This is a genomic window from Pseudomonas sp. 09C 129 (genome assembly GCF_002843625.1).
GTDB classification, from domain to species: domain Bacteria; phylum Pseudomonadota; class Gammaproteobacteria; order Pseudomonadales; family Pseudomonadaceae; genus Aquipseudomonas; species Aquipseudomonas chlororaphis.
Genome location: NZ_CP025261.1, coordinates 6,715,981 through 6,730,173 on the forward strand (window position 1 = coordinate 6,715,981; position 14,193 = coordinate 6,730,173).

Below are 14,193 nucleotides of genomic sequence, written 5' to 3' on the forward strand. Positions count from 1 at the left end.
CCTAGAGCGCAAACAGCTCCGCCGGCAACGTCATCAGGCAGTCACTGCCCGCCTCGATCGCCGCCAGATGGGCCGCGGTACGCGGCAGCAAGCGCTTGAAGTAGAACTCGCAGGTCGCCAGCTTGGCCTGGCAATAATCGGCATCCTCTTCACCGGCGTCGAGCCGGGCCTGGGCCACCAGCGCCATGCGCAGCCACAGGTAGGCGAGAATGATGTAACCGCTGTACATCAGGTAATCCAGCGCCGCGGCGCCGACTTCGTCGGGGTTCTTCATCGCCGCCATCCCGACCTTGGTGGTCAGCGCGCCCCACTGCCGGTTGAGCCCGTCGAGTTGCGTCACATAACCCTTGAGTTGTGGATGCTCGGCATTGGCCGCGCAGAATTTGTGGACGATCTTGGTGAAGCCCATCAGCAACTTGCCCTGACTGCCGAGCACCTTGCGTCCCAGCAGGTCCAGGGCCTGGATGCCGTTGGTGCCCTCATAGATCGGGGCGATGCGGCAGTCGCGCACCAGTTGCTCCATGCCCCATTCGCGAATGAAGCCATGCCCGCCAAACACCTGCATACCGTGGTTGGTCACCTCCAGCCCGGTTTCAGTCATGAAGGCCTTGCAGATCGGCGTCAGGAAAGCCAACAGGTTCTCGGCATCCTGGCGCTGGGTCTCGTCGGCGGCCAGGTGCGCCACATCCAGCAACTGCGCGGTGAAATAGGCCAGGGCGCGATTACCTTCGTTGAAGGCCTTCATGGTCAGCAGCATGCGCCGCACATCGGGGTGGACAATGATCGGGTCGGCGGCCTTGTCCGGCGCCTTCGGCCCGGTCAGGGAGCGCATCTGCAGACGGTCGTTGGCGTACTTGATTGCGCCCTGGAAGCTTGCCTCGCCCAGGCACAGCCCCTGCATCCCGGTACCGAGGCGCGCGTGGTTCATCATGGTGAACATGCAGTTCAGACCCTTGTTGGCCTCACCGATCAGGAATCCCTTGGCGCCATCGAAGTTGAGCACGCAGGTGGCCGAAGCCTTGATGCCCATCTTGTGTTCGATGGAACCGCAGCTCACACCATTGCGCTCACCCGCCTCGCCATCGGCGTTGGGCAAAAACTTGGGCACGATAAACAGCGAAATGCCCTTGGTACCGGCCGGCGCATCCGGCAGCTTGGCCAGCACCAGGTGGATGATGTTTTCACTCATGTCGTGCTCGCCGGCCGAGATGAAAATCTTGCTGCCGGAGACCGCATAGCTGCCGTCGGCCTGGGGCACGGCGCGGGTCTTGATGATGCCCAGGTCGGTGCCGCAATGGGCTTCGGTCAGGCACATGGTGCCAGTCCATTGGCCGGCGGTGAGCTTGCTCAGGTAGGTCTGTTTCTGCTCTTCGCTGCCGTGGGCGTGAATCGCCGACATGCCGCCGTGGGTCAGGCCCGGGTACATGCCCCAGGAAGTGTTGCTGGAGCCAACCATTTCGCTGATCACCAGCCCCAGCGAATGCGGCAGGCCCTGGCCTCCGTAGTTCGGATCCGCCGCCAGGCCGTGCCAGCCGCCTTCTACATACTGGGCGAAAGCCTGCTTGAAGCCTTTTGGCGTAGTAACCACGCCATTGTCGAAATGGCAGCCCTCTTCATCGCCCGGGCGGTTCAACGGCGCCAGCACGTTTTCACAGAATTTCGCCCCTTCTTCTAGGATCGCGGCCACCATGTCCGGGCTGGCATCGATGGCCCCCAGGGCGGCATAGCTGGTGTGAAAGTCGAAGACGTGATCGATCAAAAAGCGCATGTCGCGCAGGGGAGCTTTGTACTCGGGCATGGTCGTTTCTCCGGCAGCAGATCGATCCAACCTACTGCCGCTCATCCGACCTGCCAATCACAGTCCAGACGCTGAATGCGCCGCTATCACTCAACCCGCAGCGGTGTCCATGCGCACCGCGCCACGGCGGTTCTGACCGAAGGCCATGACGCAGTTACGCCCCGCGCCCTTGGCGCTGTACAGCGCCTGGTCGGCAGACTTGAGCACCTCCTCGGGCGAACGGTGCTCCATCTGCCGCTCGGCGACGCCAATACTGACGGTCACCGATACGCTGGATGCCGCGGCCGCACCCCGGCGCTGGCGACCCTGCTGGTCGTCCTGGGGGCGGTTCTCCTGATTGCGCAACTGGATGTTGTAGTTGGCGATGGTCTCGCGAATGACCTCCAGGTGCGGCATGCATTCCTCGAGGGTCTTGCCGGCGAACACCACCGCAAACTCCTCGCCGCCATAACGGTAGGCACGACCGCCGCCACTGACTTTCGACAGTTTGCTGGCCACCAGGCGCAGCACCTGGTCGCCCACATCGTGGCCGTGGGTGTCGTTGAATTTCTTGAAGTGGTCGACGTCACTCATCGCCAGCACATAGTTGCGCCCCAGGCGCTGCATGCGCTCGTTCAAGGCGCGGCGCCCCGGCAAGCCGGTCAGCTCGTCGCGGAAAGCCATCTGGTACGCCTCATGGGCAACGGCCGCGGCGATCATCAGCATCACCTGGCTGCACATGATGTTCAGGGTGAACGGCAGGATGAAGGTCTTGGGCAGCATCCAGAACAGCCCCAGCAGCCCCACCAGCTGCGCCGCATGCAGCGGGCGTGGATTGCGCCAGTACTGGATCGCCAGCAACAGGAAGGCGGCGATAAACACCGGGTACGACAACTGGATCAGGCTCATCCAGGCGCCGTGCAGGGCCGGCCAACGGATTTCCGCCAGCCAGGCCAGCAGCGCCTGGGGATAGCTCTGCTCCAGGCCCAGCGCCACGCTGCCAAAGGCGAGCAATACGGCAAACCGCGCCACCATGTCCTGGAACAGGTGGGTACGCTCCTGCCAGGCCGCAAACAGGCCGAACAGCAGCGGCAGCAGCAAGCAGACCAAGTGGAACACCACGGCCGCATCTTCGCGCACCTTGCCGTTGTCGCGGTAATAGTCGGTCTGGGTATCGAGCAGGAAATAGGCGATGTACACCGTGACCATCAGGAACAGTTCACGCTGGCGCCGGTACACCGCGCAATAAGCGCCGCCGAGCAGCAGCACCAGGGTCGGCAAGACATTGAACAGCGAGGTGAAGAAAACGTTGAGATCCTTGACGTAGGCAGCCGCGAGCCCCGCAAGCAAGAGTAACAATGACGGTAGAAAATGGCTGAAACGTACAGCAGAAGAACGCGGCAAGGTAAAGCTCCGACGCGGTTAAACAGTAGATGGCACTATGCCTTCACCTGGTATGGTTAAACAGCACAAATGTGATGCATGTCACATTGCCACTTCTGTAACGGCAGGGATCGGCTTCTTCTTAACGTTTTAGTCGGATTATTTTCAGATTCATCCCGCGCACAAAAAAGCCGCTTCTCCCGAAGGAGAAGCGGCCTCTGAAGAGATGCCGGTAGGGCTTAGTAAGCCAGGCCGAAATCTTCCTCTTTCATGTCCATCAGGTTGTTGGCGCCCGACAGCATGGCCGCCACGTGAGTGCGGGTGCGCGGCAGGATGCGCTGGAAGTAGAAGCGCGCGGTCTGCAGCTTGGCGGTGTAGAACGCCTCTTCGGTGGTGCCGGCAGCCAGCTTCTCGGCAGCCAGGCGTGCCATGTCGGCCCAGAAGTAAGCCAGGCAGGCATAACCGGAATACATCAGGTAATCCACGGACGCAGCACCGACTTCTTCACGGTCTTTCATGGCCGCCATACCGACCTTCATGGTCAGCTCACCCCATTCCTTGTTCAGTGCAGCCAGCGGTGCGACGAACTCTTTGACCGACTCGTTGCCTTCGTTGCTCTGGCAGAACTTGTGGACGATCTTGGTGAAACCTTTCAGAGCCTCGCCTTGAGTCATCAGCACTTTACGGCCCAGCAAGTCCAGCGCCTGGATGCCGGTGGTGCCTTCGTACAGCATGGAAATGCGGCTGTCGCGAACGTTCTGCTCCATGCCCCACTCGGCGATGAAACCGTGGCCACCGTAGATCTGCACGCCGTGGTTGGCGGATTCGAAACCGACTTCGGTCATGAAGGCCTTGGCGATCGGAGTCATGAAGGCCAGCAGTGCGTCGGCTTTCTTCTTCTCCTCTTCGTCCACGCCGTACTTGACGATGTCGACCTGCTTGGCAGTGAAGTAGACCATGGCCCGGTTGCCTTCGGCGAAAGCCTTCATGGTCAACAGCATGCGACGTACGTCAGGGTGCACGATGATCGGGTCGGCGGCCTTGTCCGGCGCTTTCGGGCCAGTCAGGGAACGCATTTGCAGACGATCGCGAGCGTATTTCAGGCCGCCCTGGAAACCGATCTCGGCGTGGGCCAGGCCTTGCAGCGCGGTACCCAGGCGAGCGGTGTTCATGAAGGTGAACATGCAGTTCAGGCCTTTGTTCGCCGGGCCGATCAGGAAACCGGTGGCCGCGTCGAAGTTCATCACGCAAGTGGCGTTACCGTGGATCCCCATCTTGTGTTCCAGGGAACCGCAGCTCACGGCATTGCGCTGGCCAACAGTGCCATCGGCGTTCGGCAGGAACTTCGGCACGATGAACAGCGAGATGCCTTTGGTGCCAGCCGGTGCATCCGGCAGGCGGGCCAGAACGATATGGACGATGTTGTCGGCCATGTCGTGTTCACCGGCCGAGATGAAGATCTTGGTGCCGGTGACTTTGTAGGAGCCGTCGGCCTGAGGTTCGGCCTTGGTGCGCAGCATGCCCAGGTCGGTGCCGCAGTGCGGTTCGGTCAGGCACATGGTGCCGGTCCACTCGCCGGATACCAGCTTGGTCAGGTAAGCCTCTTGCTGCTCAGGCGTGCCGTGTTCGGAAATGGTGTTCATCGCGCCATGGGACAGGCCTGGGTACATGCCCCACGACCAGTTGGCTTCGCCGACCATTTCGCTGACAGCCAGGCCCAGGGACTCCGGCAGGCCTTGACCGCCATGCTCGACATCATGAGCCAGGCTTGGCCAGCCGCCTTCGACGAATTGCTTGTAGGCCTCTTTGAAGCCAGTCGGGGTCTTAACGCCGGACTCGCTCCAGGTGCAGCCTTCCAGGTCACCCACACGGTTCAGAGGGGCCAGTACCTGCTCACAAAACTTCGCACCTTCCTCGAGGATGGCGTCAACCATGTCTGGAGTAGCGTCCTGGCAAGCCGGCAGGCTCTGATAGTGCGCTTCATAGCCGAGCAGCTCGTCACGAACGAAGCGAATATCACGCAAGGGGGCCTTGTAGTCAGGCATAGCGATAAACCTCTGCTGATGTAACCGGGAATGAACGACCGCGTTGATTTATTGTGGCGGTCAAACAGTTGTTTGAAACATACGTTTACGCCCAAACCTTGTCAAGCGCCACGCAAACACCGTTCGTCATCGATCCTCTGCAGGCCTTGCACGCAAAGGCCCACAGCGAATGCCGTGAAATATTCGGAAGCTGAATAGAGTGTAGGAGCTGGCAGGCCAGCAAGACGGAAGATGGGGCTTTGCAGAGAGTTCTTGCGCGGGTCACCCTGCCCGCAAAAATGGGCAGGGCTACCGAAGGAGGGTCAAGCGTAGGTGTCGATCAGCGTACCGAGCACTTCATCGGCGGCCTTGGCGACTTTCACACCCAGCTCCGCCTGAACCTTGCCCATGGCCATCTCGACCATGTTGCTGGCCAGGTCCGATTGCTGGCTGCGATCGACAGATCGCAGGCGCTCGACTTGTACCTCAGAGGATTGGCTGGCGACAGAACGTTCGATGGTCGTATTGGCGATCTGGCTGGCCGCCTGATCGACACGATTCTGCCCGGTCTGCACGGTACTCAGGCCGGCGTAGAAAGCGGTATTCCCGGAAATTTCCATGGGAGAATTCGACCCTGCAAGGAATGAACAGCGGCTATTGAACCAGACGCGTCAGAAAAAGACCCGTCAAAAACACTAATGGCACAGTGCCTCACCATAGGCAAAATCTAGTCAAGCAGGTCCAGTTGCAGATACTCGGCCACCGCTTCGGCGCTGATCGCCTTCAATCTTGGGACCCGCCCCAGACAAGGTGCGGGCAGGCGCTCCGCCAGCGCGGCGAGGTTCTCCTCGAGCCGCGAAGTCTTCGGCTCGATGATATTGGCCACCCAACCGGCCAGCTGTAATCCGTCCTGGGCAATCGCCTCGGCCGTCAGCAGCGCATGGTTGATACAGCCCAGGCGCACGCCCACCACCAGGATCACCGGCAGATCCAGGGCCATGGCCAGGTCGGACAGGTTGTCCTGATCGGCCAGCGGCACACGCCAGCCGCCGGCTCCTTCGATCAGGGTGAAATCCGCGCCCTTGGCCAGCACCTGGCGCATGGGCGCCAGCAAGGCCTGAACAGTCAGCGCCATGCCAGCCTCGCGGGCCGCCAGATGGGGAGCGATGGCTGGTTCGAAAGCCAGTGGATTGACCTCGTCGTAGGTCAGCGGCAATGAACATTCAGCCAACAGAGCCAAGGCATCGGCGTTACGCAACCCCGCGGGGGTCAGCTCGCAGCCCGAAGCTACAGGTTTCCCGGCCGCGGTGCTCAGTCCCGAGAGCCGCGCGGCATGCAGCAAGCCAGCGGCGACGGTGGTCTTGCCAACATCGGTGTCTGTTCCGGTAACGAAATAGGCTCGGCTCATAGCGGCTTCTCCAATACGGCGTAGACCACCTGGTAGGTCGCGGGCAATCCCTGCGCTTGACGGAACTGTTCGTAGGCGTCGATCAGGCCCTTGATCCGCGCCCGCCCTGTCAGCCCGCCGGGCCGTCCAGGGTTGAGGTTGTGCGCCCCCAGGGCCTTCAACTCATGGGTCAGACTGCGCACATCCGGGTAGTGCAGCACATGCGGACGGGTTTCCAGGCTCAGCACCCGCAAGCCGCTCGCCGCACACAGCTGTTGATACGTGCTGAACTCACGAAAGCGATTGACATGCACCATGCCGTCGACCTGACGCCAACTGTTGCGCAATTCGTACAGCGTACCGACGCACAGGCTGGCAAAGGCCAGCACGCCGCCCGGCTTCAGCACCCGATGCGCCTCGCTGAGAACCGAACGGAAATCCGCGCACCACTGCACCGCCAGGCTGGAGAAAATCAGTTCGCAGCTCTGCCCCTGCAACGGCAAACGCTCGGCATCGCCAGCAATGAAATACTGCGCCCCGCCCAGCGGCCGGGCGTGCTCGAGCATGCCTTCGGCGATGTCCAGCGCCAGCCCTTCGCTGGCCTGGAAACGCTCGCCCAACAGGCGGCTGAAATAACCGGTGCCACAGCCCATGTCCAGCCAGCGGCCAGGCTCGCGGTCTTGCGGCAGACGGCCCAGCAACTCGTTACCGACGTCGCGCTGCAGTTGCGCCACGCTGTCGTAACTGGACGCCGCGCGGGAAAAGGAAGCCGCCACCTGGCGCTTGTCGGGCAAGCTGCCGGGGGGCTTGGGAAGGGACAGATCAGTCATCACCGGACTCATGCAAAAAAGCCTGGATCGCCCCCGCCACACCGTGGGGATCCTCCAGAAGAAACGCGTGGCTGGCCTGCTCAATCAGACCAACTTCGACATCGGGCAACAACGCCAGCAGCTCGCCCGCGGCTTCAGCCGGCACCAGGCCGTCGAGCCCGGCGAACAGATGCAACTGCGGTCCACGAAACGCCTGCAAGGCATGGCGGGTATCCAGCTGCGCCAGCAACTCCAGGCCGGCCATCAACACCGCACCCGAGGTATGCGGCGCACCGCCCGACAGCAAGCGCGACAGGCCGCGCGGATCTTCGGCGCCCTGGGCACACAACAGGCTGAAGCGCTTGAGGGTGGTGCGTGGGTCGGCGTTACAGCCGGCCAGAAACCCGTCGAAGGTCTCCCCCGGCATTGCGCTTGCCCACTCGGCATGCGCCACGAAACTGGGGTTGCTGGCCAGGGTCAGCAGACCGCAGCAGCGCTCGCCACGACGCGCCGCCAGCTCGGAAGCCAGCATGCCGCCCAGCGACCAGCCACCGAGCCAGGCGTTGTCCGGCACACTGGCGTCCAGTTCGTCGAGCCACTCATTCAGGTCGCTGGACTCCAGCTCCGGCAACGGCTCGATCTCGACCCGCAGGTGTTCGTCCAGCCCCTGCAGAGCCGCCGCCAAGGGCTCCAGCGGCGATACGCCAAGGCCCCAACCAGGCAGCAGAATCAGTCGATCACGCATGGCTTGGCTCCGGTCCCGGTTCGCTAAAACAATCCGCCAGTGCATTCAACAATAGCTGGACCTGAGCCTCACTATGGGCGGCGGACAGGGTCACCCGCAAGCGGGCGCTCCCCGTGGGCACGGTAGGCGGACGAATCGCGGTGACCATCAGGCCGCGCTCGCGCAGCATCTGCGACAGGCGAATCGCCCGCGCACTGTCGCCGATCAGGATCGGCTGGATCGGCGTAAAGCTGTCCATCAGGGTCAGCCCGATATGCTCGGCGCCCTGGCGGAACTGGCGGATCAGGGTATTCAGGTGTTCACGCCGCCAGTGCTCGCTGCGCAGCAACTCCAGGCTTTTCAGGGTGGCGCAGGCCAGGGCCGGCGGCTGGCTGGTGGTATAGATGTAGGGACGGGCGAACTGGATCAGGCTTTCGATCAGTTCCTCGCTGCCCGCGACAAAGGCGCCAGCGGTGCCGAACGCCTTGCCGAGGGTGCCCACCAAGACCGGCACCTCTTCCTGGCTCAAGCCGAAGTGCTCGACGATCCCTGCGCCGTTGGCCCCCAGCGGCCCGAAGCCATGGGCGTCGTCGACCATCAGCCAGGCGCCCTTGGCCCGGGTTTCGCGAGCCAGCGCCGGCAGGTCGGCCAGGTCGCCGTCCATGCTGAACACACCATCGGTGACCACCAGGGTATTGCCGGTGGCTTTCTCCAGGCGCTTGGCCAGGCTCTCGGCATCGTTGTGCAGGTAACGGTTGAAGCGCGCACCGGACAGCAGGCCGGCATCCAGCAATGACGCGTGGTTGAGGCGGTCTTCCAGCACCGTGTCGCCCTGCCCCACCAGCGCGGTGACCGCGCCGAGATTGGCCATGTAACCGGTGGTGAACAGCAATGCCCGCGGGCGGCCGGTGAACTCGGCCAGGGCTTCTTCCAATTGATGGTGGGGCGTGCTGTGGCCAATCACCAGGTGCGAGGCGCCACCGCCCACGCCCCAGCGGGACGCACCGGCGCGCCAGGCTTCGATCACTTGCGGGTGATTGGCCAGGCCCAGGTAATCGTTGTTGCAGAACGCCAGCAACGGCTGGCCGTCGACCACTACTTGTGGCCCTTGCGGGCTTTCCAGCAGTGGGCGCTGACGATAGAGATTTTCGGCACGACGGGCAGCGAGACGCGCGCGGAGATCGAAAGACATGCAGGCCTCGCAGGCAAGAAAAGAAACATCATCCTTGTAGGAGCGGGGCTTGCCCGCGATCCAGACACCTCTGTGTCCCTGGGCTCACGCGGTGAACCATTCGCGGGCAAGCCTCGCTCCTACAGAGGCAGCAGATCAGACGGCGGCGTTGTAGAACTGCTCGCTGCTCTTCTGCTCCACCAGCGCCTGCTCGATGGCGGCCTGGTGCACCTCGTCGGCATGCTCTTCGCGGGCTTCCGGCTGGATGCCCAGGCGCGCGAACAGTTGCATGTCCTTGTCGGCCTGCGGGTTGGCGGTGGTCAGCAGTTTCTCGCCGTAGAAAATCGAGTTGGCACCGGCGAAGAACGCCAGGGCCTGCATCTGCTCGTTCATCGCTTCGCGGCCGGCGGACAGGCGCACATGGGATTTCGGCATCAGGATACGAGCCACGGCAAGCATGCGGATGAAGTCGAACGGGTCGACGTCCTCGGAGTTTTCCAGCGGCGTGCCGGCCACTTTCACCAGCATGTTGATCGGCACCGACTCCGGGTGCTCCGGCAGGTTGGCCAACTGGATCAGCAGGCCGGCGCGGTCATCGAGGGACTCGCCCATGCCGAGGATGCCGCCGGAGCAGATCTTCATCCCGGCATCGCGCACGTAGGCCAGGGTTTGCAGGCGTTCACTGTAGGTGCGGGTGGTGATGATGCTGCCGTAGAACTCCGGCGAGGTATCGAGGTTGTGGTTGTAGTAGTCCAGGCCGGCCTTGGCCAGCGCTTCGGTCTGGTCCTGGTCCAGGCGACCGAGGGTCATGCAGGTTTCCAGGCCCATGGCCTTCACGCCCTTGACCATTTCCAGCACGTACGGCATGTCTTTGGCCGACGGGTGTTTCCAGGCCGCGCCCATGCAGAAACGGGTCGAACCTATGGCCTTGGCGCGCGCGGCCTCTTCGAGGACCTTCTGCACTTCCATCAGTTTTTCTTTTTCCAGGCCGGTGTTGTAGTGACCGGACTGCGGACAATATTTGCAATCTTCCGGGCAGGCGCCGGTCTTGATCGACAACAGGGTAGAAACCTGGACGCGGTTGGCGTCGAAATGCGCGCGGTGCACCGTCTGCGCCTGGAACAGCAAGTCATTGAACGGCTGGACGAAGAGGGCTTTGACTTCAGCCAAAGTCCAGTCATGACGCAGATTGGCGGTGGTGCTGGCGCTCATGGGCGATTCCTTGATTATGCTTGGCAAGCGGCTGCGGGAAGGCAATACCCACAGCCGCGACACGGATGTTGGGCATATTTAAGGAAGCGCCATGCAGTGTCAACCACATTACCAAGGACCGGTTTACATCTGGTTAAAAAACAAACAAACCTGTTTACTCTGCGACGAGCCGACCGACACCCCCCAAGCCATTTGCACCGCCTGCGAAACCGAACTGCCGTGGCTCGGCGATCATTGCCAGGTGTGCGCCCTGCCCTTGCCCGCGGCCGGCCTGACCTGCGGCCAGTGCCTCAAGCGACCGCCCGCCTTCGCCCAGGTGGTGGCGCCCTGGCGTTATGGCTTTCCGGTCGACAGCCTGGTCAGCCGTTTCAAGCACAACGGCAAATGGCCCTTTGGCCGTCTTTTGGCCGAACTTCTCGCGCAATCGCTGCAACATCGCTTTGCCGAGGACCTGGCGCAACCCGACGCCCTGCTGCCGGTGCCCCTGGCCCGCAAGCGCCTGCGCCAACGCGGCTATAACCAGGCGGCGATGCTCGCGCGCTGGCTGGGCGAGATCCTGCAAATCCCCTGTGACGAAACCTCGTTGCAGCGCACCCAGGACACGCCATCGCAGCAGGGCCTGGATGCCAGGGCGCGGCACCGCAACCTGCACCACGCCTTCGCCCTGCTGCCCGAGGCGGTGGTCCATGGCCGGCACCTGGCGCTGGTGGACGATGTGCTCACCACCGGCGCGACCGCCCACGCCCTGGCGCGGCTGCTGCTCAAGGCCGGGGCGCGGCGGGTAGACGTCTATTGCCTGGCACGCACGCCAAAACCCGGCGAGCCCGACTGAACTTGACTCTCGCCCCTCAAGCCGCAAACTCCCTTTCCATTCCCAGCGTTCAAAGCGTTCAGCCATGCCCTTGCCCACCTTGTTGACCCAGCACATCGCCCGTCGCCCGCAGCGCATTGCCCTGCTGCAGCACATCGCCGAACAGGGCTCGATCACCCGTGCCGCGAAAAGCGCCGGCCTGAGTTACAAGGCGGCCTGGGACGCCATCGACGAGTTGAACAACCTGGCGCAAAAGCCCCTGGTCGAACGCAGTGTCGGCGGCAAAGGCGGCGGTGGCGCCAGGCTCTCCGTCGAAGGCGAACGGGTGCTGCGCCTCTACCAGCGCCTGCAGGTCTTGCAGGCCCAGGTGCTGGAAGCCGCCGAAGACGCCGCCGACCTCGATCTGCTGGGGCGCCTGATGCTCCGCACCAGCGCCCGCAACCAGTTGCACGGCACGGTGCTGGCGATCGAAGCGCAGGGGCGCAACGATCTGATACGACTGGCGCTCGCAGAAGACCTGGCGATCCAGGCGCAGATCACCCATGACAGCACCCTGCACCTGGAATTGGAGCCCGGCACAGGCGTCGTGGCGTTGATCAAGGCCGGCTGGCTGGAATTGCTGGCTATCGATCAGCCCGCAACACCCGGACACAATTGTCTGCTGGGCACCCTGGAAGCGATCCTCGACGCCGAAGACGGCCCCAGCGAAATCAGAATCGCCCTGCCCAGCGGCCAGACGCTCTGTGCCCTGGCCGAACCGCTGCACCTGCGACACCTTGGCTTGAGCGCCGGCCAGCCGGTAAGGGTGCAGTTCTCGCCGTCCAACGTGCTGCTCGGCACGCCGCTCTAGGTTTCTATCGCCGCGCAATGCTTGCGGCGCTGCAACATGTTCGTCATCGACGCTGATTAAGGTGGCTGCAAAATCCTGCAGGAAGCCTGTGATGAGCCTATTAGAAGAAGACCAACCTACCGACCTCGAAAAGATGGTCGGCCTCAGCCGCCGTGGTTTCATCAGCGCCGGTGCCCTGTGCGGCGCGGCCATGTTCCTCGGTGGCAACCTGCTGAGCCGCAGCGTGCTGGCCGCCAGCGTCAGCGCCGGTTCCAGCAAGCTGCTGGGCTTTGAAGGCATTGCCGCCGCCACCAGCGACACCATCACCCTGCCGCCGGGCTACAAGTCTTCGGTGCTGATCAGCTGGGGCCAGCCCCTGCAGAAGAACGGCCCGGCGTTCGACCCGAGTGGCAATGGCACCGCCGCGGCCCAGGAGGTCCAGTTCGGTGACAACAACGACGGCATGAGCCTGTTCGCCTTCCCGGACGACAAGAATCGCGCACTGATGGCGATCAACAACGAATACACCAACTACCGCTACCTCTACCCCCACGGCGGCATGCCGCAGTCGGCGGAAGACGTGCGCAAGGCCCTGGCCAGCGAAGGCGTGTCGGTGATCGAAGTACAGCGCCGCAGCGGCCAATGGCAGTTCGTCCAGGGCTCGCGCTACAACCGGCGCATCCACGGCAACGCGCCGATTCGCCTGAGCGGCCCTGCCGCTGGCCACGCGCTGATGAAAACCAGCGCCGACAAGAGCGGCCGCAAAGTCCTCGGCACCTTCCAGAACTGCGCCAACGGCAAGACGCCATGGGGCACCTACCTGACCTGTGAAGAGAACTTCACCGACTGCTTCGGCAGCAGCAACGCCCAGCAGACCTTCGATGCCGCGCAGAAACGCTATGGCGCCTCGGCGAGCAGCCGCGACATCAACTGGCATCAGTTCGACCCGCGCTTCGACCTGGCGAAAAACCCCAACGAACTCAACCGTCACGGCTGGGTCGTGGAGATCGACCCATTCGACCCGCAGTCCAAGCCGATCAAGCGCACCGCCCTGGGCCGCTTCAAGCATGAAAACGCCGCCCTGGCCGAAACCCGCGACGGACGCGCCGTGGTCTACATGGGCGACGACGAGCGTGGCGAGTTCATCTACAAGTTCGTCAGCCGCGACCGCATCAACCACCGCAACCCCAAGGCCAACCGCGACCTGCTGGACCACGGCACCCTGTACGTGGCGATCTTCGACAACGGCGACGGCAACCCGGACCACCCGAAAGGCAAGGGCAAATGGGTCGAGCTGAGCCATGGCAAGAACGGCATCGACGCCAGCAGCGGTTTCGCCGACCAGGCCGAAGTGCTGATCCACGCCCGCCTCGCGGCCAGCGTGGTCAAGGCCACACGCATGGACCGCCCGGAATGGATCGTGGTCAGCCCGAAGGACGGCCAGGTCTACTGCACCCTGACCAACAACTCCAAACGTGGCGAAGACGGCCAGCCAGTGGGCGGCCCGAACCCGCGGGAGAAAAACGTCTACGGGCAGATCCTGCGCTGGCAGACCGCCCGTGGCGACCACGGTTCTATGGACTTCACCTGGGACCTGTTCGTGGTCGCCGGCAACCCGGCCGTGCATGCCGGCCAGCCCAAAGGCGGCTCGTCGAACATCACCCCGCAGAACATGTTCAACAGCCCCGACGGCCTGGGTTTCGACAAGGCCGGCCGGTTGTGGATCCTCACCGACGGCGACTCCAGCAACACCGGCGACTTCGCCGGCATGGGCAACAACCAGATGCTCTGCGCTGACCCGGACTCCGGTGAAATCCGTCGCTTCATGGTCGGGCCGGTGGGCTGCGAAGTCACTGGCATCACCTTCTCGCCGGATCAGCGGAGCCTGTTCGTGGGCATCCAGCACCCGGGCGAGAACGGCGGTTCGACCTTCCCCGAGCACCTGCCCAACGGCAAGCCGCGTTCCTCGGTGATGGTGATCACCCGGGAAGACGGCGGTATCGTCGGCGCCTGATAGACCGCTTCGCGGGCAAGCCTTGCTCCTACAGATCCGTGTAGGGGCGAGC

12 protein-coding genes are annotated in these 14,193 nt (G+C 63.2%); 3 read left to right on the forward strand and 9 right to left on the reverse strand.

The window, feature by feature from the left end:
- Position 1: 1 nt before the first annotated feature.
- The 9 genes from CXQ81_RS30110 to bioB all read right to left on the reverse strand — a co-directional run bounded on the left by CXQ81_RS30110 (position 2) and on the right by bioB (position 10,487).
- Positions 2 to 1,798, reverse strand: a complete 1,797-nt coding sequence (locus CXQ81_RS30110) for an acyl-CoA dehydrogenase C-terminal domain-containing protein (RefSeq protein ID WP_101339295.1) — start codon at positions 1,796 to 1,798, stop codon at positions 2 to 4.
- A 90-nt stretch (positions 1,799 to 1,888) separates the two neighbouring features.
- Positions 1,889 to 3,181 carry a diguanylate cyclase gene (locus CXQ81_RS30115; protein ID WP_009045908.1) on the reverse strand — a complete coding sequence of 431 codons (1,293 nt, stop codon included), beginning with the start codon at positions 3,179 to 3,181 and terminating at the stop codon, positions 1,889 to 1,891.
- 218 nt (positions 3,182 to 3,399) lie between these two features.
- Complete coding sequence (locus CXQ81_RS30120) at positions 3,400 to 5,205, reverse strand: phenylacyl-CoA dehydrogenase (RefSeq protein WP_007926069.1); 1,806 nt, start codon at positions 5,203 to 5,205, stop codon at positions 3,400 to 3,402.
- A gap of 302 nt (positions 5,206 to 5,507) precedes the next feature.
- Positions 5,508 to 5,804 carry a hypothetical protein gene (locus CXQ81_RS30125; protein ID WP_007926068.1) on the reverse strand — a complete coding sequence of 99 codons (297 nt, stop codon included), beginning with the start codon at positions 5,802 to 5,804 and terminating at the stop codon, positions 5,508 to 5,510.
- A 107-nt stretch (positions 5,805 to 5,911) separates the two neighbouring features.
- Positions 5,912 to 6,592 carry a dethiobiotin synthase gene (gene bioD / locus CXQ81_RS30130; protein ID WP_101339296.1) on the reverse strand — a complete coding sequence of 227 codons (681 nt, stop codon included), beginning with the start codon at positions 6,590 to 6,592 and terminating at the stop codon, positions 5,912 to 5,914.
- Entirely contained in the window at positions 6,589 to 7,401 is an 813-nt protein-coding gene (gene bioC / locus CXQ81_RS30135; protein WP_101339297.1) for a malonyl-ACP O-methyltransferase BioC, read from the reverse strand. Before bioC ends, bioD begins: the two co-directional genes overlap by 4 nt.
- Positions 7,394 to 8,125, reverse strand: coding sequence for an alpha/beta fold hydrolase (locus CXQ81_RS30140; protein ID WP_009051196.1), 732 nt, complete (start codon positions 8,123 to 8,125; stop codon positions 7,394 to 7,396). Before CXQ81_RS30140 ends, bioC begins: the two co-directional genes overlap by 8 nt.
- The gene (gene bioF / locus CXQ81_RS30145; RefSeq protein ID WP_101339298.1) at positions 8,118 to 9,296 is read right to left on the reverse strand and encodes an 8-amino-7-oxononanoate synthase; all 1,179 of its coding nucleotides are present in this window, start codon (positions 9,294 to 9,296) and stop codon (positions 8,118 to 8,120) included. The genes CXQ81_RS30140 and bioF overlap by 8 nt, the downstream gene beginning before the upstream one ends.
- Before the next feature lie 135 nt (positions 9,297 to 9,431).
- Positions 9,432 to 10,487 (reverse strand): biotin synthase BioB, encoded by a 1,056-nt coding sequence (gene bioB / locus CXQ81_RS30150; protein ID WP_007926062.1) that lies wholly within the window; start codon positions 10,485 to 10,487, stop codon positions 9,432 to 9,434.
- A 91-nt stretch (positions 10,488 to 10,578) separates the two neighbouring features.
- Here bioB and CXQ81_RS30155 point away from each other — a divergent pair, with 91 nt between their 5' ends.
- The 3 genes from CXQ81_RS30155 (at position 10,579) to CXQ81_RS30165 (ending at position 14,141) form a co-directional block, all read left to right on the forward strand.
- The gene (locus CXQ81_RS30155) at positions 10,579 to 11,319 is read left to right on the forward strand and encodes a ComF family protein (RefSeq protein WP_101339299.1); all 741 of its coding nucleotides are present in this window, start codon (positions 10,579 to 10,581) and stop codon (positions 11,317 to 11,319) included.
- A 64-nt stretch (positions 11,320 to 11,383) separates the two neighbouring features.
- On the forward strand, positions 11,384 to 12,148 hold the full coding sequence (locus tag CXQ81_RS30160; protein ID WP_101339300.1) for a TOBE domain-containing protein: 765 nt from the start codon (positions 11,384 to 11,386) through the stop codon (positions 12,146 to 12,148).
- Between the two features lie 91 nt (positions 12,149 to 12,239).
- Positions 12,240 to 14,141, forward strand: a complete 1,902-nt coding sequence (locus tag CXQ81_RS30165; RefSeq protein ID WP_101339301.1) for a PhoX family phosphatase — start codon at positions 12,240 to 12,242, stop codon at positions 14,139 to 14,141.
- The last annotated feature ends 52 nt before the right edge of the window (positions 14,142 to 14,193 follow it).